The organism is Ruegeria sp. YTSC199, from assembly GCF_059609725.1.
In genome coordinates this window covers 159603-179901 of sequence record NZ_JBXWMF010000008.1, presented here as the reverse complement: position 1 = coordinate 179901, position 20299 = coordinate 159603, and the positions used below count along the sequence as shown (strand labels likewise).

The window sequence follows — 20299 nt, the reverse complement described above, 5'->3', positions numbered from 1 at the left end:
GCCTATGTCGATTAGGGCAAAGACCTCACTCCAACCCCATGGCGGCCATCATTTCTTCCAGCTTGGGGACGTCCTGAGGGTTGTTCAGCTCCCAGAACTGGCGGCCTTTGGCCTCGACCTCGACGCACAAAACCTTGCGGCCGTTTTCCATGAAACGCAGCTGTTCCAGCCCTTCCAGTTGCTCCAGCGGACCAGCGGGCCATGCGGGGTAGGCGGCCAGCGCATCGGGGCGATAGGCATAGACGCCGACATGGTGGAAGACCGGGGTTGCGTCGTCTCCGGCAAAAGTTTCGGCGGTATAGGGGACGACTTCTTTCGAGAAATACATGGCGCTGTTGTCGGCGGCGAACACCGCCGTGGTGCCGCCGACGCGCCCGTTTTTGCGGTCATTGAGCAGGCTGTTCAGCGCGTTGCCGTCACAACGCAGAACCGGTGTCGCTACCCCGGCTTCGGGCGCGGCGCGCAATCCGGCGATCAGGTCTTCGACAAACCAGTGCGGGGTCAGCGGCGCATCGCCCTGCAGGTTCACCACGATGTCGTAACCGGCGCCAAGCTCGGCATGCGCTTCGGCGCAGCGTTCGGTGCCATTGCCGCAGGTTTCCGAGGTCATCACCACCTCAGCCCCGAAGCCTTCGGCCACCTCGCGGATGCGGTCGTCATCGGTGGCGACAACCACCTTGTCGACGCCCGAGACTGAACAGGCCGCGCGCCAGGACCGTTCGATCAGGGTCATTGCATTGCCACTGGCGCCGGTCAGCGGGACCAGCGGTTTGCCCGGATACCGGGTCGAGGCATAACGGGCGGGAATGGCGATCAGAACGGACATCAGGCCTCCTTCAGCTCAACGCCCGGAGCGTAGGCGATAAAGAACGGGTTTGCATATTCGTCTTTGCCATAGGTCAGCGGTGTGTGGTCATCAAAGCGCACAACCTGGCCGCCGGCGCCCGCCAGAACGGCGTGACCTGCGGCGGTATCCCACTCCATCGTGCGCCCAACGCGGGGATACAGATCGGCCTCACCCGTTGCCACCAGGCAGAATTTCAACGACGAGCCCGCGCTCTTGCTGTCCTGTACCTGATACTTGTTGATGTAGTCTTCGGTCGCCTGATCCCGGTGCGATTTCGACGCCACGATCAACAGCGCGGAATTGTCCGGTTCAGAGACTGATATTGGGGTCACATCCCCAGCTTGCGCTTTGTCCAGCGCGCCGGTTTCCTCGACCGATTGACCATCGGCCTGCGTATAGAACACGCGCCCTTTTGCAGGCGCATAAACCACCCCGCGGGTCGGAACCCCGTTTTCGACCAGTGCGATGTTCACCGTGAAATCGCCGCGGCGGTTGATGAATTCCTTGGTGCCGTCCAGCGGATCGACGATCAGGAACGTGTCACCCTTTTTCGAATGTGAAGCGGCCTGTTCCTCGGTCACCAGAAGAATGTCGGGGAAGGCGTCGCGCAGACCGGCCGAGATCAGCGCATCGGCGGCCTCATCCGCTTCGGTCACGGGGCTGGCGTCGGATTTGACTTTGACGTCGAAATCATCGGCCTCGTAAATCTCCATGATTTTGTCGCCCGCTTCCAGGGCCAGACGTCGAATGACGGGAATGAGGGCGTCGTAGGTCACAAAAATGCTCCGTTCCAGTGATTTGTTGATCGAATATTCTGACGGCCTTATGATGTGCCGGTTACGGATCGGCAAGAAATTCGTGGCAGATTACAGGCGAAAAAACGGGAAAGACGCTTCGGGTGTATTATTTCAAGCGAAACCAGACATTACTGGGCGGCGCGTTCACAACCGCCGAGCTTATTTTCCATGCCGTAGTGCGCAGTGTGCGTTCACAACACAGCAACGCCGTGCTGGCCATCCTGATTAATATCCTGCAGGTCCTGGTCCTGGTCGCAGTGTTCTACACAATCATGTCCTTCCTGGGTCCGCGTGTTGCCAGAATCCGGGGCGAGTTCATTCTGTATCTGCTGTCCGGCGTGTTTTTGTTCTTAACGCATGTCAAATCCGTCAGCTCGGTGGCGGGCGTCAGCACAGGGGGCAATCCGATGATGCTGCACTCGCCGATGAACATGATGGTCGTGTTGCTGGCGACCGCGTTCGGCTTGCTTTATACGCAGGTTGTATCGATCATCATCATCCTGTTCCTCTACAGTGTCGCTGTGTCGCCGATTGAGATTCAGGACCCCGGCGGCGCTTTTGCGATGTTGATACTGGCCTGGTTCACCGGATGTTCCGTTGGCGTGGTGTTCATGGCCTTGAAACCATGGTTGCCGACCGTTTCCACGATTCTGAGCAATATCTACCGTCGTCTGAACATGATCTTTTCAGGAAAAATGTTCGTGGCAAATGCATTGGGTGGCGCCACGCTGGCCATGTTTTCGTGGAACCCGCTGTTTCATATCATCGACCAGTGCCGGGGGTTCGTCTTCCGCAACTACTTTCCCCGCAATACCAGTTGGGAATATGCGCTTTGGGTGGGGCTGGCCTTGTTGCTGATCGGGCTTTTGGGAATCTTTTTCTCTCGTCAGCATGTTTCCCAAAGCTGGGGCGCGCGCCGCTAGCCTGCTACGCGTAGAGTCAGATTGATCCGACCGCTCTTGGGCAGCAATTTCGAAGACCCGAACCGGATACGGTCGATCCCGTGATAGGTCAGCCGGGCCGGGCCGCCCATGATCACCACATCGCCGGAGTTCAGCCAGATCGACTCGGTCTTGCCGCCGCGGGTCTGGTTGCCGATACGAAACAGCGCGTCATCCCCCAATGAGATTGACAGCACGGGCCAGGAAAAATCGACCTCGTCCTTGTCCTGATGCAGCCCCATCCGGGCACCTTCGCCGTAATAGTTGATCAGACAGCAATCGGGGTCGCGGTCGGAACTGGCCAACTGGTGCCAGATATCAAGGATGGGTTCGGGAATGGCCGGCCAGTCCGCCCCTTTGGGGTGCTGTGCCTGATATCGATAGCCCGCTTTGTCGGTCACCCAGCCCAGCGATCCGGCCGAGGTCATGCGCACCGACATCTCCTTGCCCGACGGCGTCACTGGTCGAAACAAGGGGGCCGATTTCAGAATCGGGCGCAGTATTCCGATCAGCTGCACTTGGGCCGCGTTATCCAGATAGCCTTTTCTGATATCAAAACCGCGCAAAAGTAGTCGCGCCATTCAAGATTCCCCAATCCTAACCAAAACCTTGCCAAAAAGGCTGCAGATTCCTGAAAACCTGCCTTTTACACCGCTTGCAGGGCTCGTTTCACGCCCTTATATACGCCGGGACGCGCGATGGTGTAGGGCCGTTCGTGCATATCAGATCGGGGCCGGGTGCCATAACGGGTTCGGACCTCGGACATCGCCTTGAAGAGAAAGGGATTGAACATATGGGAAAAGTAATCGGAATTGACCTCGGGACCACCAACTCGTGTGTGGCCATCATGGACGGCTCGCAGCCGAAGGTCATCGAAAACGCAGAAGGGGCGCGGACCACGCCTTCGATCGTCGCCTTCACCGAAGATGAGCGACTGGTTGGTCAGCCTGCAAAACGTCAGGCGGTCACCAACCCCGACAACACCATCTTTGGCGTCAAGCGCCTGATCGGTCGTCGCGTAGATGATGCCGAAGTCGAAAAAGACAAGAAAATGGTGCCGTATGCCATCGTCGATGGCGGCAATGGCGACGCGTGGGTGGAAGCCCGCGGTGAAAAGTACTCCCCAAGCCAAATCTCAGCCTTCACTCTGGGCAAAATGAAGGAAACCGCAGAAAGCTATCTGGGTGAGGAAGTCACGCAGGCGGTCATCACCGTTCCGGCATACTTCAACGACGCTCAGCGTCAGGCCACCAAAGACGCCGGTAAAATCGCCGGCTTGGAAGTGCTGCGGATCATCAACGAACCGACAGCCGCCGCTCTGGCCTATGGTCTGGACAAGGAAGAAACCCAAACCATCGCGGTCTATGACCTTGGTGGCGGTACTTTCGACGTGACCATCCTGGAAATCGATGATGGCCTGTTCGAGGTTAAATCGACCAACGGTGACACCTTCCTGGGTGGTGAAGACTTTGACATGCGCATCGTCAACTATCTGGCGGACGAGTTCAAAAAGGAGCACGGTGTCGATCTGTCTCAGGACAAGATGGCCCTGCAGCGTCTGAAAGAAGCCGCTGAAAAAGCCAAGATCGAACTGTCCTCGACATCGCAAACCGAAATAAACCAGCCGTTCATCTCGATGGGTTCGAACGGCCAGCCGCTGCACATGGTCATGAAACTGACCCGTGCCAAGCTGGAATCGCTGGTGGGCGACCTGATCAAGAAGTCGATGAAGCCCTGCCAGGCCGCTCTGAAAGACGCGGGCCTGTCGGCTGCCGACGTGGACGAAGTTGTTCTGGTCGGTGGTATGACCCGGATGCCGAAAGTGATCGAAGAAGTTACCAAGTTCTTCGGGAAAGAGCCGCACAAGGGCGTGAACCCGGATGAAGTGGTTGCCATGGGCGCCGCCATTCAGGCCGGTGTTCTGCAGGGCGACGTCAAGGACGTGGTTCTGCTGGACGTGACTCCGCTGTCGCTGGGAATCGAGACGCTGGGTGGCGTGTTCACCCGCCTGATCGACCGCAACACGACCATTCCGACCAAGAAGTCCCAGGTCTTCTCGACCGCCGAGGACAATCAGAACGCCGTGACCATCCGCTGTTTCCAAGGTGAACGCGAAATGGCGGCGGACAACAAGATCCTGGGTCAGTTCAACCTCGAAGATATCCCGCCCGCACCGCGCGGTATGCCTCAGATCGAGGTGACTTTTGATATCGACGCCAACGGCATTGTCTCGGTTTCGGCCAAAGACAAAGGCACCGGCAAAGAGCAGAAGATCACTATCCAGGCTTCTGGCGGTCTGTCGGACGAGGATATCGACAAGATGGTCAAGGACGCCGAAGAGAACGCGGAAGCCGACAAGGAACGCCGCGAGCTGGTCGACGCTAAGAACCAGGCAGAAAGCCTCATTCATTCGACCGAGAAGTCGATGGAAGAGCATGCCGACAAGGTCGACCCGACCACCATCGAAGCCATTGAGCTGGCGATTGCCGCGCTGAAGGACGAGCTGGAAACTGAAAATGCCGACAAGATCAAGTCGGGCATCCAGAACGTCACCGAAGCCGCCATGAAGTTGGGCGAAGCCATCTATAAGGCGCAGTCCGAAGAGGCTGAGGATGAGCCAGCGGCAGCTGATGAAGCTCCGACTGGTGATGACGACATTGTCGACGCCGAGTTCGAAGATCTGGACGACGACAAACGTAACTAACGGGTAACCGGGCCAATGCGGGCCGGTCCGGTTGCCGGGCCGGCCCGATTACGTTGAGGCAGAAGGAAACACTGATGTCAAAACGCGACTACTACGATGTGCTCGGCGTGTCCAAGGGCGCATCGGCGGACGAGATCAAGAAGGGTTTTCGCAGGAAAGCCAAAGAATTGCATCCCGACCGCAACAAGGACAACCCGGATGCAGAGACGCAGTTCAAGGAAGCCAATGAGGCTTATGATGTGCTGCGCGACGCCGACAAAAAGGCCGCTTATGACCGTTTTGGTCATGCCGCCTTTGAAAACGGCATGGGCGGCGGCGGCGGTCGTCCCGGCGGCGGTTTTGGACAGGGTGAATTCTCCAGCGCGTTTTCTGACGTGTTCGACGATCTGTTCGGCGACTTCATGGGTGGTCAACGCGGTGGCGCTGGTGGCGGACGTCGGGCCGCACGCGGATCCGACCTGCGCTATAACCTGCGAGTGTCACTGGAAGAGGCGTTCTCGGGCCTGCAGAAAACCATCAGCGTACCTGCGGCTGTTGCCTGTTCGGCCTGTGACGGTTCGGGTGCTGAAGGTGGTGTGGAACCCGTCACTTGTCCGACTTGCTCGGGTATGGGCAAGGTCCGTGCGCAACAGGGTTTCTTTACCGTTGAACGCACGTGTCCGACCTGTTCCGGATTGGGCCAGATCATCAAGAATCCCTGCAAGTCCTGTAATGGAGCAGGTCGCGTCGAAAAAGAACGCGCGCTGTCCGTGAATATCCCCGCCGGTGTCGAAACCGGTACCCGCATCCGCCTGGCGGGCGAGGGTGAGGCCGGGATGCGCGGTGGTCCTCCGGGTGATCTGTATATCTTTGTCGAAGTGTCGGATCACAAGCTGTTCGAACGCGACAGTGTGAACCTGTATTGCCGTGTTCCTGTCAGCATGGCCAAGGCGGCGCTGGGCGGATCGATCGAAGTGCCGACCATCGACGGTGGCCGTGGTCGCGTGCAGATTCCGGCCGGCAGCCAGTCGGGCCGCCAGATGCGTCTGCGCAGCAAGGGCATGCCTGCCTTGCGTGGTGGCGGTGTTGGCGACATGTTCATCGAACTGGCCGTGGAAACTCCGGTCAACCTGACCGCTCGTCAGAAAGAACTTCTGCGCGAGTTCGACGATCTGGGTGAGGATAACCACCCGGAATCGAAAAGCTTTTTCTCGTCCGTCAAGTCCTTTTGGGACGGGATGAAAGGCTGATTCTGCATCCTGAAATTGCAAAAATGAGCCGGTCCAATGGGCCGGCTTTTTTTACCCTATAAGTCCAGTTTTCCTGCCAACTGCGCCAAAATTGGCCCTTGATTCCTTTGCCAAGCCCTGAGAATGTCCGCCCAACCGTTGGGGTGCCCTGATCAAAGGGCTGAGAGGCGTGAATGCGCTAACCCATCGAACCTGATCCGGGCAATACCGGCGTAGGGAACGGTCTCACAGTGCTAAGACGTTTTCCATGCCCCGTTGCCCATTTTGAATTGGAGCAACGATATGGCGCATATCGCCCTGACAATTGCGGGCTCGGACAGTGGTGGCGGGGCCGGGATACAGGCGGACCTCAAGGCGATGTCCGCCTTGGGCGTGTACGGTGCCAGCGTGATTACGGCAGTGACGGCGCAGAATACTCAGGCCGTGACGGCAGTGCATGGGATACCCTTGAATGTGGTGTCCGCCCAGATCGAGGCGGTCCTGACCGATCTGGACGTAGGTGCGATCAAGATCGGGATGCTGGCGACGCCAGAGATTATACAAACGGTTGCGGAATCCATTGCCGGGTTTGATGGCCCCGTTGTGCTGGACCCGGTGATGATTGCGAAATCCGGTGATGCGTTGCTGGCTCGGGACGCGGTGCAGACCTTGCGCGATCTTCTTCTGCCGTGCGCGACAGTACTGACCCCAAACCTGCCCGAAGCCGCCTGTTTGCTGGGTGGTGCCGAGGCCGACACCCCCGGTCAGATGATCGCGCAAGGGCTTTCCCTGTGTGAGTTGGGCGCAGAGTCGGTGCTGATGAAAGGGGGGCATAGCCACGGGAAGATCTGCCATGACCTGCTGGTTGATACCTCCGGTCGGGTGGCCGAGTTCACCGCCCCTCGGCGGGAAACGCGCAATACACATGGCACAGGGTGCACTTTGTCGTCGTCGATTGCGGCGGGACTGGCTCAGGGCGTCGGCCTGACCGAGGCCGTCGCGCAGGCGCATGAGTACCTGCAAGGAGCCATTGCCCTGGCGGACAGTCTAATGATCGGGCAGGGGCACGGGCCAGTGCATCATTTTCACCGGGTCTGGTCCGCGTGACGGTCTGGTCGGTCATAGGATCGGGCGTGGCCGGTTTGGCCGTGGCCACCGAGCTTGTTTCGCGCGGCGTCAGGGTTCAGGTCTTCGATCCCGCTGGCCCTCCGGGTCCGCATGGGTGCTCGTGGTGGGCGGGCGGCATGCTGGCCCCGTGGTGTGAGTATGAAAACGCCGAGGAACCGGTGTTGCGGTTGGGTCAGGCTGCGCTGAACTGGTGGGCGAAGCGAACGCCGGTGGACCGGCGCGGCACGTTGGTTGTAGCCAACCCGCGCGACCTGCCCGATCTACGCCGGTTTGCCCGGCGGACCAACGGGTTTAGCGAGGTCGAGCAGTCGAATATAGCCGAATTAGAGCCTGAATTGCATGGGTTCACCAAGGGTCTCCATTTCACGAACGAAGCCCATCTGGACCCACGCCAGGCCTTGCGGGACCTCCATAAGCAACTGGTGGACCAAGGCGTAGAATTCCACCGCAAACTCGCCCCATCGCGGCTTGAAAACGCAATCGACTGTCGTGGTTTACACGCCCGCGAAGTGCTGCACGATCTGCGCGGCGTGAAGGGCGAGATGCTGGTGATCCGCTGCCCGGATGTCACCCTGACCCGGCCCGTGCGTCTGCTGCACCCAAGGATGCCACTTTACATCGTGCCCCGTGGCGACGGGATTTACATGCTGGGCGCGACGATGATCGAAAGCGAGGACAGCAGCCGCATCACCGCGCGCTCGATGTTGGAGCTGCTCAGTGCGGCCTACGCGCTCAACCCCGCTTTTGGTGAGGCCGAAGTGTTGGAGATCGGCGTCGATCTGCGCCCGGCCTTTCCCGACAACCTGCCGCGTATCCGTCGGCTGGGGCACACGATCTATGCCAACGGATTGTACCGCCACGGCTATCTGTTGGCCCCGGCGCTAGCGCAGGGCGTCGCAGATCTGGCGCTGGATAACAAACATTCGGAGATGGTCGATGAAGATCGAGCTTAATGGTGAATCGCGCGAGGTGCGCGCCAAAACCCTCTCGGACCTGCTGGTCGAATGCGGGTTCTCAGGACGGGTGGCGACGGCCGTCAACGAGGATTTCGTGCCCTCGGGTCTGCGCATTGCCCACAAACTGGCTGACGGTGACCGGGTCGAGATTGTCGCGCCGATGCAGGGGGGGTGAAGATGAAGAGCTTCTACGGCATCCATCTGCCCAACCCTCTGATGCTGGGCACGGCGCAATATCCCAGCCCCGCGATCCTGGAACAGGCGTTTCGCAATAGCGGTGCCGGGGTTGCCACGGTGTCGCTGCGGCGCGAAGCCGGGGCGGGGCAAACCTTTTGGCAGATGATCCGCGACCTGGGCGTGCTGGTCCTGCCGAACACCGCCGGGTGCCACACCGTCAAAGAGGCCGTGACCACCGCCCATATGGCGCGGGAAGTGTTTGACACCAGGTGGATCAAGCTGGAACTGATCGGTCACACCGACAGCCTCCAGCCGGATGTGTTTCAACTGGTCGAGGCCGCGCGCGTCCTGACCGAGGACGGGTTTCAGGTCTTCCCCTACACCACCGACGACCTGATCGTAGGAGAACGTCTGTTAGCGGCAGGTTGCGAGGTGCTGATGCCCTGGGGCGCGCCCATTGGGTCGGGTCGGGGGCTGAATAACGAATACGCCCTGCGCGCGATGCGGGCTGAATTCCCGGATGTACCGCTGGTGATCGACGCCGGGATCGGACTGCCCAGCCATGCGGCGCAGGCGATGGAGCTGGGATATGACGCCGTTCTGCTGAACACCGCGGTGGCACGGGCCGGAAACCCTGCCGCCATGGCCCGCGCGATGATGCTGGCGATCGAGGCCGGGCAATTGGCCCATCAGGCCGACCCGATCGAGGCGCGCGATATGGCGGAACCCTCCACCCCTGTCATCGGAAAGGCGTTTTTGTCATGACCCTCGACCGGTTTTACCCGATTTTCGACCACTCGGACTGGCTGCGCCGGATGCTGCCCTTGGGTGTGAAACTGGTGCAGTTGCGGGTCAAGGGCCAACCCGACGTGGTGGTGCGCGAACAGATTGCTCTGTCGCGCGACCTTTGCCGCCAATATGGCACGGTTCTGGTCGTCAACGACTATTGGCAACTGGCGATTGAGGCCGGGTGCGACTGGATTCATCTCGGGCAGGAGGATCTGGATGCGGCCGATCTGGCTGCCATCCGCAAGGCGGGGATGAAACTGGGCGTCTCGACCCATGACGATGATGAGTTGGAGAGGGTTCTGGCAATGGACCCGGACTATGTGGCGTTAGGGCCGGTCTATCCGACGATCCTGAAAAAGATGAAATGGGAACAGCAGGGCCTGCCCCGTGTCACCGAATGGAAGGCGCGTGTGGGGGATATCCCTCTGGTCGGCATTGGTGGCATGAGCGTCGAACGTGCGTCTGGGGTGTTGCAGGCGGGGGCCGATATTGTCTCGGTCGTTACGGATATCACGCTGAACGCAGATCCTGAGGCACGTGTGCGCCAATGGATCGAGGTCACGCAATGAGCCGCTATGCCCGCCAGATGATCCTGCCCGAGGTCGGGGCAGAGGGGCAGGCCCGCCTGTCCGCCGCGCGCGTTCTGGTAGTGGGCGCGGGCGGGCTGGCTGCTCCGGCGCTGCCACTACTAGCGGGGGCTGGGGTAGGGCAATTGACCATCATGGACCGTGATGAGGTCGCGCTGTCGAACCTGCACCGGCAGACGTTGTTTGCCGAGGCAGACAGCGGCCGTCCGAAGGTTGAGGTTGCGGCGGATCGCTGTCGATCCTTGAACGCTGAAGTCACTGTGATTGCCAATAAACAGACTCTAACAACAGAAAATGTGGCTGAATCCGTGGAGCAGGTTGATTTGGTTCTTGACTGTGCTGACAGCTATGCCGCCAGCTATGTTCTGTCAGACACCTGTTTTGCGCTCGGTAAGCCTCTGATTTCAGCATCGGTGCTGGGGTTCACGGGATATGTCGGCGGCTTTTGCGGTGGAGCGCCGTCCCTGCGGGCGGTCTTTCCCGATGCACCTGACAGCGGTGCAAGCTGTGCAACGACTGGTGTGCTCGGCCCAGTCGTGGGAATTATCGGCGCGATGCAGGCGCAGATGGCGCTGAATCTGATCCTTGGCCTTCAGCCTTCGCCGCTGGGACAGATGGTGCAGATCGATGGGCAAACGTTCCGCAGCGCCACATTTGGCTTTGACGGAGCTCCCGAGCCAGAACGGCACTTTGCTTTCATTTCGGCCAATCAACTGACCTCAGAAGATCTGATCATCGAATTACGCGGTCCGGGTGAGGCCCCAGATCCGATCCATCCCAATGTCCGGCGGGTATCCGTGGAGTCACTCAAATCAGAGCCAAACAAAGGGAAAAGACTGGCGCTTTGCTGCGCTACCGGCCTTCGCGCGTGGCGGGCCGCTGAAGAACTGCAACCGGATTGGCCGGGCGAGATTGTCCTCGTCGCGGCCTCAACCTCGTGAGCGAAAAGGAAACGCGAGATATGAAGAAACTGATCACAGCTATCGCCCTGCTGGCCGCCGCGCCCGCCTGGGCCGAGGATAAGATGACCGTTCTGCTGGACTGGTTCATCAACCCCGACCACGGCCCCATCATCGTGGCGCAGGAAAACGGTTACTTTGCCGATGAAGGACTTGAGGTCGAAATCATTCCGCCCGCCGATCCCTCGGCGCCACCGCGTCTGGTGGCCGCTGGTCAGGCCGATCTGGCGGTGTCTTATCAGCCCCAGTTGCACCTGCAGATACACGAGGGCCTGCCGCTGAAACGCGTCGGCACGCTGGTTGCCACTCCGCTGAACTGCCTGCTGGTGCTTGAAGACGGCCCGATTGAAACGCTGGCCGACCTCAAGGACAAGAAGGTCGGGTTCTCTGTCGCCGGTGTGGAAGAGGCGGTTCTGTCCGCGATGCTGAACACTCATGACGTCGCGCTGGACGATATTGAGATGATCAACGTGAACTTCTCGCTGTCGCCGTCGCTGATGAGCGGTCAGGTGGATGCAGTGATCGGGGCCTTCCGTAACTTTGAACTGAACCAGATGGATATCGAAGGCGTCGCGGGCCGTTGCTTTTATATCGAGGAAGAAGGCGTACCGCCCTATGATGAGCTGATCTATGTGGCCAACCCCGAAACGATGGACGCCGACAAGGTCGCGCGTTTTCTGGCTGCCACCGAAAAGGCGACCCAGTTCATCGTGAACAACCCGGAAAAAAGCTGGGAGATTTTCGCCGCCACCTCACCCGAGTTGCAGGACGAGCTGAACGCCCGCGCCTGGGTCGACACTCTGCCCCGCTTTGCATTGCGCCCCGCGGGTTTTGACGCTGGTCGCTATGCCCGGTTCGAGGCGTTCCTGAAAGACAGCGGCATGATCGACAGCATCAATCCGGTCAGCGCCATCACCATCGACGTGACCGAGCAATGAGCAGCTATGGCACAGCTTTCAAGCTGATGCGTGATGCGGCGCAGGGGCCGTGGCGGGATTATACCCGCCACGCCTTTGTCGAAGGCATGAAGGACGGCACCCTGCCGCGCGCGGCGTTCCTGCACTATCTGCGGCAGGACTACGTGTTCCTGATCCACTTTTCCCGCGCCTGGGCGCTGGCGGTGGTGAAATCCGAGACACATTCCGAGATGCTGACAGCCGTTGCGACGGTCAACGCGCTGGTGGCCGAAGAGATGCAGCTGCATATCGGTATTTGCGCGGCAGAAAGCATCTCGGGCGAAGAATTGTTCGCGACCGAGGAACGGGCGGAAAACATGGCCTATACTCGCTTCGTGCTTGAGGCCGGGTATAGTGGCGATCTGCTGGATCTGCTGGCCGCGCTGGCGCCCTGTGTGATGGGATATGGTGAGATCGGTGCCCGGTTGGCCGCCGAAGCCACATCCGATACCTATCAGGACTGGATCAACACCTATGCCAGTCCAGACTTCCAAGAGGCGTGTCAGGCGGTTGGACAACTGCTGGATTCGGCTCTAACAAGGCGCATTGGCGCGGATTTTCAAGCGTCCCCTCGTTGGCGGCGCCTGTGCAAGACCTTCCGCACCGCAACCGAGCTTGAGGTCAATTTCTGGGAAATGGGTCTGACCCCGTGACCCCGGCACCCGACCTGACCATCACCGGGTCGGCCACAATCGGCAGCGCGACTCTGTTCGCACCGTTGACCCTGACCCTTGGGGCAGGGCAATGGACGTGCCTGTTGGGCGGGTCGGGTGTTGGAAAAACCACGGTTCTGCGCTTGGTTGCAGGACTGGACACCGGGGCCGAGTTCACCGGCCAGATTGAGGCCAGCGATGGTCAGCCGGTGACCGAGCGCGTGGCCTATATGGCGCAGGACGATCTGCTGTTGCCCTGGGCGACAGTGGCGCAGAATGTTTCACTGGGCGCACGGCTGCGGGGTGAGAAGCCGGATCTTGACCGCCGCGACCGGCTGATCGAACGGATGCGCCTGCAGGACCATATGACCAAGAGAGCCAGCGAACTCTCGGGAGGGCAGCGGCAACGCGTGGCTTTGGCTCGCACGTTGATGGAGGATCGGCCGATTGTGCTACTCGATGAGCCGTTTTCAGCGCTCGACGCGCGCACGCGCGCGGACATGCAGGATCTGGCGGCTCAGGCTTTGCAAGATCGTACCGTCCTGCTGGTCACCCATGACCCGGCTGAGGCCGCCCGGCTGGGCCAGTCCATCATGGTGATGACGCGGCACGGTCTGACCCCCTGTCAGCCCCCAACCGCGCCCGCGCCGCGCAAGGTCGATGACCTTGGGTCGCTGGAGACACAAGGCGCGCTGCTGCGTCTTTTGCGAACGGAGGCGGCGTGAAGTACCTTTCGGCCCTTGCCGCGACCCTGTTTGCACTGACGGTATGGCAGGTCATTGTCTCGCTGACCGGTCTGCCCAATTTCATCCTGCCCGGCCCCGCTTTGGTCGCAGAAACATGGTGGCAGAACCGCTGGTTGATTGCCGAGCACACGTGGATTACTGCAATCGAGGTGGTGGTTGGCCTTGCCTGCGGCACGGTTCTGGGTGTTCTGACCGCATTGCAACTGGCCAATTCCCGCGCCGCGCGGGTTCTGGTGCAACCGATGCTGGTGTTCACGCAGGCACTTCCGGTCTTTGCTCTGGCGCCGCTGCTGACCCTCTGGCTGGGCTATGGGCTGTGGTCCAAAGTGGCGATGGCAGTGCTGATCATTTATTTCCCGATCACCTCGTCTTTTTTTGACGGGCTGATGCGGACGCCGCCCGGATATCTCGATCTGGCGCGCGCCATGCAGGCCAGCCCGCGCGCGGTGTTATGGCATATCCGGATACCTGCGGCCTTGCCCTCGCTGGCGTCGGGGATGCGACTGGCGGCGGTTTATGCGCCCATCGGGGCGGTGATCGGTGAATGGGTCGGCTCCTCGAAAGGTTTGGGGTATCTGATGCTGTTGGCCAATGGCCGGGCCAAGACCGATCTGATGTTTGCGGCGATGCTGACGCTGGGGGTGTTCTCGATCCTGCTGCATATGCTCGTCCGCCGCGGCACGGCCCGCATGGCAGGAGAGGCGCGTTAACCTTTCGGAAACCGATTCTGCGCCAGTCTTGGGGTATGACCCAGGACGCCTTTGCAGAAGCCCCGATGCTGTTTGAAACCGACGAAGCCCCGGAGCAGCCGCTGCCTTTGGGGCGGTTGCCATCCTATATCAAAGATCACCGCAAACGGCTGCGCGAAAGGTTCATGTCCGGTGGATCGGCGGCAATGCCGGATTATGAGCTGTTGGAACTGGCCCTGTTCCGATCCATCCCCCGGCAGGACGTCAAACCACTGGCGCGGGCGCTGATGGATACGTTCGGCGATTTCAACCGGGTGCTGACCGCACCCGAGGAACGGCTGCGCCAGATCAAGGGCGTTGGGGATACGGTCATCACCGATCTGAAAATCCTCGAGGCCTGCGCCCATCGCATGGCGCGTGCGCGGGTGATGCAGCGGCATGTGATCTCAGGCTGGGACGCGCTGCTGGATTACTGCCATACCACCATGGCCCATCGCGAGACCGAGCAGTTCCGGGTGTTCTACCTGGACCGCAAGAACGTACTCATCGCCGATGAGGAACAGGCCAAGGGCACCGTCGATCACGTGCCGGTCTACCCGCGCGAGGTGGCGAAACGGGCGTTGGAACTGAACGCATCGGCCCTGATTCTTGTGCACAACCACCCATCAGGCGATCCGACCCCGTCGCAGTCGGATATCGACATGACCAACCGGATTCGGGACGCCTGTCTGGCCTTGGGCCTGACACTGCATGACCACCTGATCATCGGTAAATCGAATGAACTGAGCTTTCGCTCTGAAGGATATCTGTAGTCGGTCACCTGACCCAGACCTCGACCCGGCGATTGACCTTGCGGCCCCAGTCGGTGTCATCGCAGGCCATCGGCATGGCCTCGCCGAATCCCTCAACATCAAGTTCGATACTGTCTGGGATCGCTGTTTCTATCGCTGCCAGCACCGCGTTTCGCACCGTTTTTGCCCTCAGCAGGGCAATCCGCGCATTGGCCGCTGCTTCGCCTTCGCCGTCGCTAAAGCCGACAAAGACCAGTTTGCGTGCATCCAGCGTACCGGCCTCAAGCTGCTGGGCCAGGTATTGGATGTTCGACCGCGATTGCGCATCAGGCCGCGAAGACCCTGCCTCGAACCGGAAAGACAGCGACAAACGGGACAAAGGCCGCAATGTCGTGACCATACGTTGCAGCTCTTCCAGACCAACCTCGGCACCACCCGAAGCAACGGCATTTGCAAACCGGTTTCCCTGCAGCTCGATGGGCATCCTCTCGGGTGCCTGATCGACAAAACCCGCATCGCGGATCACCATTTGGGCGTCAGAGCTTTGGGTATAGGCCAGAAACTGACGTGCGATACGGGGCAGGCGGCGCTGGGGCAGATACAGGAACATGGGCGAGGTCAGCGGGTAATCCTCGGTCTTGATCGTTTGCCGGGTGGCCATCAGAGCATGACCGCACCCCCCGGTCAGCGGCAGGGCACGGGCCATATCGGCCTCGGCCTGGCTGGCGATACCGATGGCAAAGGGATCATCGGCAACGGTACGTACTAGGTCGCTGCTGCGCGTATGTCGAAGGACGGCGTCCGACAGGGAGGCTTCGGCGGGGATCAGTAAACGATCCTCGACCCCTTGCGCTAATCCCGACCCGGCATCGGGCAGATGCAAGGCAATAGGTGCGTCCGGCCCACCCAAGGCGGACCAGTTGGCAATCTCACCGGACAGCACCAGCGCGAGATCGGATAGGGAAATATCAGGGACCGGGTTGTCGGGTGCTACAATTGGAACAAGCGCGTCCAGTGCCACAACCCGCGACCGGCGCGCACGGGTCAGGTCTCCCATACCGGCGGCCTCGGCAGCCTTGTTCTCAGCCGGGCGGATTTCACGTAAGGCCATCACGATATCGGTTTGCCCTGCGATCAGGTCGGTAAAACCGCGACCTGTATTGCTGATGTCGAAAAAGAACCGTCCAAGCGGGGCTTCGCGCCCGGTCTGGTGCAGTTCATACATCAGTTTGTCGCTTTGCTGCGTAAGGGGCGTTGCGGACAACCCCTCCTGTTCAGCAAAGCCCATCAGAAGCGCGGGCAGTACCTTCTCGGCCATAACGGACGATCCCGAAAACCGCAGCTCGGCCACGAAATCGATCAGATTGGGACAAGCGGGCCCGTCGCAGCTGACCCCTGAGCCGTCGACGGTCAGCTCGCCGAATTGGGTGTCCACGCGGTAAAACTCGCCATCGAATCCCAGAAGGGTTCCGGTCACCTCGACCTTACCGTCATGAGAGGTGAGCGTAATGTCTTGCGCCTGAACGGCCGAGGCAAATGTTGCCGAAAACAGCGCGGCTGTCGCCACACGAAGGAATGTCATTGGGAGTTCGAGCCTGCCTGCGGTTTTAATTTGCCGCGATTGTCAGGTTTTGAAACAGATTATTCAACACCAGAAACTCACCGGTTCTGGAACAATCCGGAAAGTTCAGCGTCAGATCGCGCGACCGCAGGCTCCGGTCATACTGCAGTTCCAGGGACTGAACGCTCAGGTCCTGACCGCAATTGGCCTCGGTCACCTCGGCCTCGACGGTCACTACGATCGAACCCGATTGGCGGGATTTCGCCGCCGGAAAGGAGTAGACCTCGACGTTGCGGGCATCGTGGAACGCAGGCTGGGCCAGATGCACGACGTTGCCGGTACCCTGCGTGTCGGACCCGGCCGAGACATGACCCGCGTCGCCATAGCTGGCGCCGAATTCCAGCGCATGCAGCTGAAGCTCGGTTTCACCCTGCCACTGCAGGGCGACGCGGGAATACTGGCCAATGTCGGGAATGTGAGTGGTGGCCACGGTCCCTTTCTGATCGTCAAGCGAGATCAGAAAGATCGCGTATTCCGACAGGGCCGGTATGGTCAGATCCAATGTGCCGTTTGCGTCTGTTTCCTGCGTGACGGTCAGGCCGCTGTGATGTACCTCGATTCGTTCATTGCCGTGGCAGGGGGCTTTGACGATCAGGCGGGCGGCGGCACCGGGGACGGCACGAGCCCGGGCGCTGAGGCCACAATCGGAGCGGTCAGAGGGGGTTGACCGGCTGGGCTTTAACGTCCGTTGCGTTGATGACGTGATCTGGTCTGTTCCCGGAGCGGCGGGCGAGGAAGTCAGAACGATATCCTCCAGCCCGGACACAGCTGCGTTCGGGGCGGCGGCCGCAATTTCAGGATCCTGCGAACCGTTTGGTCCGGCAGGAAACCCGTTTTGCATCAGGTAACCAATCGCCAACGCGCATACGACTGTGCCGCCGGTGGTCACGTAGTTCTTAATTACAAACAAGACACTCTCCCCAGTTGAAGGAGCGAGTCGCAGATTGATTGTGAAACACGGCCAATATGTGGCCGTGGGGAGGACTCAATGTGTCTGTAATCGGGTGACGTTAGGTCAGGCGCCCGTGGCAATGTTTGAACTTTTTGCCCGACCCACAGGGGCACCGGTCATTGCGCGAGGGGTTGCCCCATGTGTTGGGATCGTTCTCGTCAAAACCGGGCAGCGGATCGCCCGAGGCTTGGGCCTCGGCCGTGGCTTCGGCACGGTCCGTGGCCTGATCAACGGACTTTTGCGCCTGTGCCTGTTGAGCCGCCATCTGCGCCAGCATTTCCTTTTGCTCTTCCTCGGTTAACGGACGCACGCGAGACAATTGCTGGGTCACGGTTTCGCGCAGGCTGTCAAGCATGCCTTCGAACAGCTGGAAGCTTTCGTTCTTGTATTCGTTCAGCGGATCACGCTGGGCATACCCGCGAAAACCCACGACCGAGCGTAAATGCTCCAGCGTCAGAAGATGCTCGCGCCATTTGCTGTCAATGGTCTGCAGCAATACCTGCTTTTCGATGTTGCGCATGTTCTCAGGACCAAAGGCGGCCGCCTTCTGCGCCATCATCTCGTCGGCGGCGTTAATCAGACGTTCCCGCACCTGTTCGTCATCCACGCCTTCTTCGGCGGCCCAGTCCTGTACGGGGGTGTCGATGGTCAGCTTGTCCTTGATCGCCTCGTGCAGACCGTCTGTGTCCCACTGATCGGCATAGGATTTCGGCGGCATGTATTCGTCGATCAGGTCGTCGATCACCTGTTCGCGCATATCCGAGACGATCTCAGACAGATCGTCCGACGACATGATCTCACGCCGTTGGCTGAACACCACTTTCCGCTGGTCGTTCATCACGTCGTCGAATTTCAGAACGTTCTTGCGCATGTCGAAGTTGCGGCCTTCAACCTTGGACTGCGCGCGTTCCAGCGACTTGTTGACCCAAGGGTGAACGATGGCCTCGCCTTCTTTCATTCCCAGTGTGGTCAAGACCTTGTCCAGCCGCTCTGATCCGAAGATGCGCATCAGGTCGTCTTCGAGGCTCAGGTAGAACACCGTGCGGCCCGGGTCGCCCTGACGGCCCGAACGACCGCGCAGCTGATTGTCGATGCGGCGGCTTTCATGCCGTTCGGACGCCATCACGTAAAGACCACCAGCGGCAAGAACCTTTTCTTTCTCTTCTGCGTGATGTGCCTCTTCGGCGGCGCGCAACTGGGCCGGGTCGGCTTCGGGGTTTTCGGCCAGCGCCTGTAGAACTTTCATTTCCACATTGCCGCCCAACTGAATGTCGGTGCCGCGACCTGCCATGTTGGTGGCGATGGTCACTGCGCCCAGACGGCCGGCATCGGCGACAATTTGCGCTTCTTGCTCGTGCTGGCGGGCGTTCAGAACGTTGTGCGCGATGCCTTCTTTTTGCAGCAGCTGGCTCAGCAGTTCGGATTTCTCGATCGACGTGGTGCCCAGCAGGACCGGTTGACCCTTTTCCTGCGCCTCTTTGGTCTGTTCGATCATCGCGTTGTATTTCTCGGCACCGGTGCGATAGACCTGATCGTCTTCGTCCACACGGGCGATCGGCTTGTTGGTTGGAACCTCGACCACGCCCAGACCGTAGATTTCGGCAAACTCCTCGGCCTCGGTTAGCGCGGTGCCGGTCATGCCGCTCAGCTTGTCGTACAGGCGGAAATAGTTCTGGAAGGTCACGCTGGCCAGCGTCACGTTCTCGGGTTGGATCTGTACGCCTTCCTTGGCTTCGATGGCCTGATGCAGGCCTTCCGACAGGCGGCGGCCCGGCATCATGCGGCCGGTGAATTCGTCGATCAGCACGACATTGCCGTCACGCACGATGTAATCCTTGTCGCGCGTGAACAGCTTGTGCGCGCGCAGGCCCTGATTCACGTGGTGCACGACCGTGGTGCTTTCGGGATCATAAAGCGAATGGCCTTCGGGGATCAGGCCTGCGGCAATCAGCTGCTGCTCCAGAAACTCGTTGCCCTCGTCGGTGAAGGTCACGTTGCGGGATTTCTCGTCCAGAGAGAAGTGATCATCGCTCAGCGACGGAATCAGAGCGTCGATGGCGGTGTATAGGTCCGAGCGGTCCTGCGACGGGCCCGAAATGATCAGCGGCGTCCGCGCCTCGTCGATCAGGATCGAGTCGACCTCGTCCACGATCGCGAAGTTGTGGTATTTCTGGTAAATCTCGGCCAGATCGGCCTTCATATTGTCACGCAGGTAATCGAAGCCCAGCTCGTTGTTGGTAGCATAAGTGATGTCACAGGCGTAGGCGGCTTTCTTCTCGGCATCGGGCTGGCCCGACCAGATCACGCCGGTGGTCATGCCGACGGCAGCAAACACCTTGCCCATCCATTCCGAGTCCCGCTTGGCCAGGTATTCGTTCACCGTGACCACATGCACGCCCTTGCCGGTCAGCGCGTTCAGATAGGCGGGGAAGGTGGCGACCAGCGTCTTGCCCTCACCGGTTTTCATTTCCGAGATGTTGCCCTGATGCAGGAACGCGCCACCCATCAGCTGCACGTCAAAGGCGCGCAGGCCCAGCGCACGCTTGGCGCCTTCGCGGACATTGGCAAAGGCCTCGGGCAGCAGGTCATCCAGGCCTTCGCCGCCCAGCGCGCGTTTGCGCAGTTCGGCGGTTTTTTCGATCAGGCCTTCATCCGACAATTTCTCGAACTCCGGCTCCAGCGCGTTGATCTTTTCGACCAGCGGGCGGGTCGCCTTTATCTTGCGGTCGTTCGGTGTTCCGAACACCTTTTTGGCGAGCGTTCCGAGTCCCAGCATGTTCACTCCAGCGGATCTGTTC

At 60.2% G+C, this 20299-nt stretch carries 20 protein-coding genes and 1 riboswitch; of the genes, 14 read left to right on the top strand and 6 right to left on the bottom strand.

The window, feature by feature from the left end; genetic code table 11:
* Window positions 1–25 precede the first annotated feature (25 nt).
* Together AC2FEE_RS10330 and cysQ are read right to left on the bottom strand one after the other, a co-directional pair.
* Entirely contained in the window at window positions 26–826 is an 801-nt protein-coding gene (locus AC2FEE_RS10330; RefSeq protein WP_496864922.1) for a 3-deoxy-manno-octulosonate cytidylyltransferase, read from the bottom strand.
* Window positions 826–1623, bottom strand: coding sequence for a 3'(2'),5'-bisphosphate nucleotidase CysQ (cysQ, locus tag AC2FEE_RS10325; protein WP_496864920.1), 798 nt, complete (start codon window positions 1621–1623; stop codon window positions 826–828). The genes AC2FEE_RS10330 and cysQ overlap by 1 nt, the downstream gene beginning before the upstream one ends.
* A 122-nt stretch (window positions 1624–1745) precedes the next feature.
* On the opposite strand from cysQ, the gene AC2FEE_RS10320 reads away from it, so the two are divergent.
* Complete coding sequence (locus tag AC2FEE_RS10320; protein ID WP_496864918.1) at window positions 1746–2567, top strand: ABC transporter permease; 822 nt, start codon at window positions 1746–1748, stop codon at window positions 2565–2567.
* Here the strand turns inward: AC2FEE_RS10320 and AC2FEE_RS10315 are convergent.
* On the bottom strand, window positions 2564–3166 hold the full coding sequence (locus AC2FEE_RS10315) for an alpha-ketoglutarate-dependent dioxygenase AlkB family protein (protein ID WP_496864916.1): 603 nt from the start codon (window positions 3164–3166) through the stop codon (window positions 2564–2566). The genes AC2FEE_RS10320 and AC2FEE_RS10315 overlap by 4 nt on opposite strands.
* Before the next feature lie 212 nt (window positions 3167–3378).
* Here AC2FEE_RS10315 and dnaK point away from each other — a divergent pair, with 212 nt between their 5' ends.
* The 13 genes from dnaK (at window position 3379) to radC (ending at window position 14949) form a co-directional block, all read left to right on the top strand.
* Window positions 3379–5289: a molecular chaperone DnaK gene (gene dnaK, locus AC2FEE_RS10310; protein ID WP_496864914.1), complete on the top strand. Its 1911-nt coding sequence runs from the start codon at window positions 3379–3381 to the stop codon at window positions 5287–5289.
* A gap of 74 nt (window positions 5290–5363) precedes the next feature.
* Window positions 5364–6518: a molecular chaperone DnaJ gene (dnaJ, locus tag AC2FEE_RS10305; protein ID WP_496864911.1), complete on the top strand. Its 1155-nt coding sequence runs from the start codon at window positions 5364–5366 to the stop codon at window positions 6516–6518.
* A 129-nt stretch (window positions 6519–6647) separates the two neighbouring features.
* Window positions 6648–6754, top strand: a riboswitch (TPP riboswitch).
* Between the two features lie 46 nt (window positions 6755–6800).
* Window positions 6801–7604, top strand: a complete 804-nt coding sequence (gene thiD, locus AC2FEE_RS10300) for a bifunctional hydroxymethylpyrimidine kinase/phosphomethylpyrimidine kinase (protein WP_496864909.1) — start codon at window positions 6801–6803, stop codon at window positions 7602–7604.
* Window positions 7601–8578: an FAD-dependent oxidoreductase gene (locus AC2FEE_RS10295; RefSeq protein ID WP_496864907.1), complete on the top strand. Its 978-nt coding sequence runs from the start codon at window positions 7601–7603 to the stop codon at window positions 8576–8578. Before thiD ends, AC2FEE_RS10295 begins: the two co-directional genes overlap by 4 nt.
* The gene (gene thiS, locus AC2FEE_RS10290; RefSeq protein ID WP_496864905.1) at window positions 8562–8756 is read left to right on the top strand and encodes a sulfur carrier protein ThiS; all 195 of its coding nucleotides are present in this window, start codon (window positions 8562–8564) and stop codon (window positions 8754–8756) included. The genes AC2FEE_RS10295 and thiS overlap by 17 nt, the downstream gene beginning before the upstream one ends.
* 2 nt (window positions 8757–8758) lie before the next feature.
* On the top strand, window positions 8759–9523 hold the full coding sequence (locus AC2FEE_RS10285) for a thiazole synthase (RefSeq protein ID WP_496864903.1): 765 nt from the start codon (window positions 8759–8761) through the stop codon (window positions 9521–9523).
* A complete protein-coding gene (locus tag AC2FEE_RS10280; RefSeq protein ID WP_496864901.1) occupies window positions 9520–10116 on the top strand; it encodes a thiamine phosphate synthase in 597 nt (198 codons plus the stop codon). The genes AC2FEE_RS10285 and AC2FEE_RS10280 overlap by 4 nt, the downstream gene beginning before the upstream one ends.
* Window positions 10113–11075, top strand: coding sequence for a HesA/MoeB/ThiF family protein (locus tag AC2FEE_RS10275; protein WP_496864899.1), 963 nt, complete (start codon window positions 10113–10115; stop codon window positions 11073–11075). Before AC2FEE_RS10280 ends, AC2FEE_RS10275 begins: the two co-directional genes overlap by 4 nt.
* Before the next feature lie 20 nt (window positions 11076–11095).
* Complete coding sequence (locus AC2FEE_RS10270) at window positions 11096–12031, top strand: ABC transporter substrate-binding protein (protein ID WP_496864897.1); 936 nt, start codon at window positions 11096–11098, stop codon at window positions 12029–12031.
* Entirely contained in the window at window positions 12028–12702 is a 675-nt protein-coding gene (gene tenA / locus AC2FEE_RS10265; RefSeq protein ID WP_496864895.1) for a thiaminase II, read from the top strand. The genes AC2FEE_RS10270 and tenA overlap by 4 nt, the downstream gene beginning before the upstream one ends.
* Window positions 12699–13427 carry an ABC transporter ATP-binding protein gene (locus AC2FEE_RS10260; RefSeq protein WP_496864893.1) on the top strand — a complete coding sequence of 243 codons (729 nt, stop codon included), beginning with the start codon at window positions 12699–12701 and terminating at the stop codon, window positions 13425–13427. The genes tenA and AC2FEE_RS10260 overlap by 4 nt, the downstream gene beginning before the upstream one ends.
* The gene (locus tag AC2FEE_RS10255; RefSeq protein WP_496864891.1) at window positions 13424–14158 is read left to right on the top strand and encodes an ABC transporter permease; all 735 of its coding nucleotides are present in this window, start codon (window positions 13424–13426) and stop codon (window positions 14156–14158) included. Before AC2FEE_RS10260 ends, AC2FEE_RS10255 begins: the two co-directional genes overlap by 4 nt.
* Before the next feature lie 35 nt (window positions 14159–14193).
* Window positions 14194–14949 (top strand): RadC family protein, encoded by a 756-nt coding sequence (gene radC / locus AC2FEE_RS10250; protein WP_496864889.1) that lies wholly within the window; start codon window positions 14194–14196, stop codon window positions 14947–14949.
* A 4-nt stretch (window positions 14950–14953) separates the two neighbouring features.
* On the opposite strand, the gene AC2FEE_RS10245 is transcribed toward radC, so the two are convergent.
* From AC2FEE_RS10245 to secA, 3 genes are all read right to left on the bottom strand, one after another.
* Entirely contained in the window at window positions 14954–16510 is a 1557-nt protein-coding gene (locus AC2FEE_RS10245; protein WP_496864887.1) for a phosphate ABC transporter substrate-binding/OmpA family protein, read from the bottom strand.
* Window positions 16511–16535: 25 nt separating this feature from the next.
* The gene (locus AC2FEE_RS10240) at window positions 16536–17459 is read right to left on the bottom strand and encodes a hypothetical protein (protein ID WP_496864885.1); all 924 of its coding nucleotides are present in this window, start codon (window positions 17457–17459) and stop codon (window positions 16536–16538) included.
* Between the two features lie 100 nt (window positions 17460–17559).
* Window positions 17560–20277 carry a preprotein translocase subunit SecA gene (secA, locus tag AC2FEE_RS10235; protein ID WP_496864884.1) on the bottom strand — a complete coding sequence of 906 codons (2718 nt, stop codon included), beginning with the start codon at window positions 20275–20277 and terminating at the stop codon, window positions 17560–17562.
* Window positions 20278–20299 lie beyond the last annotated feature (22 nt).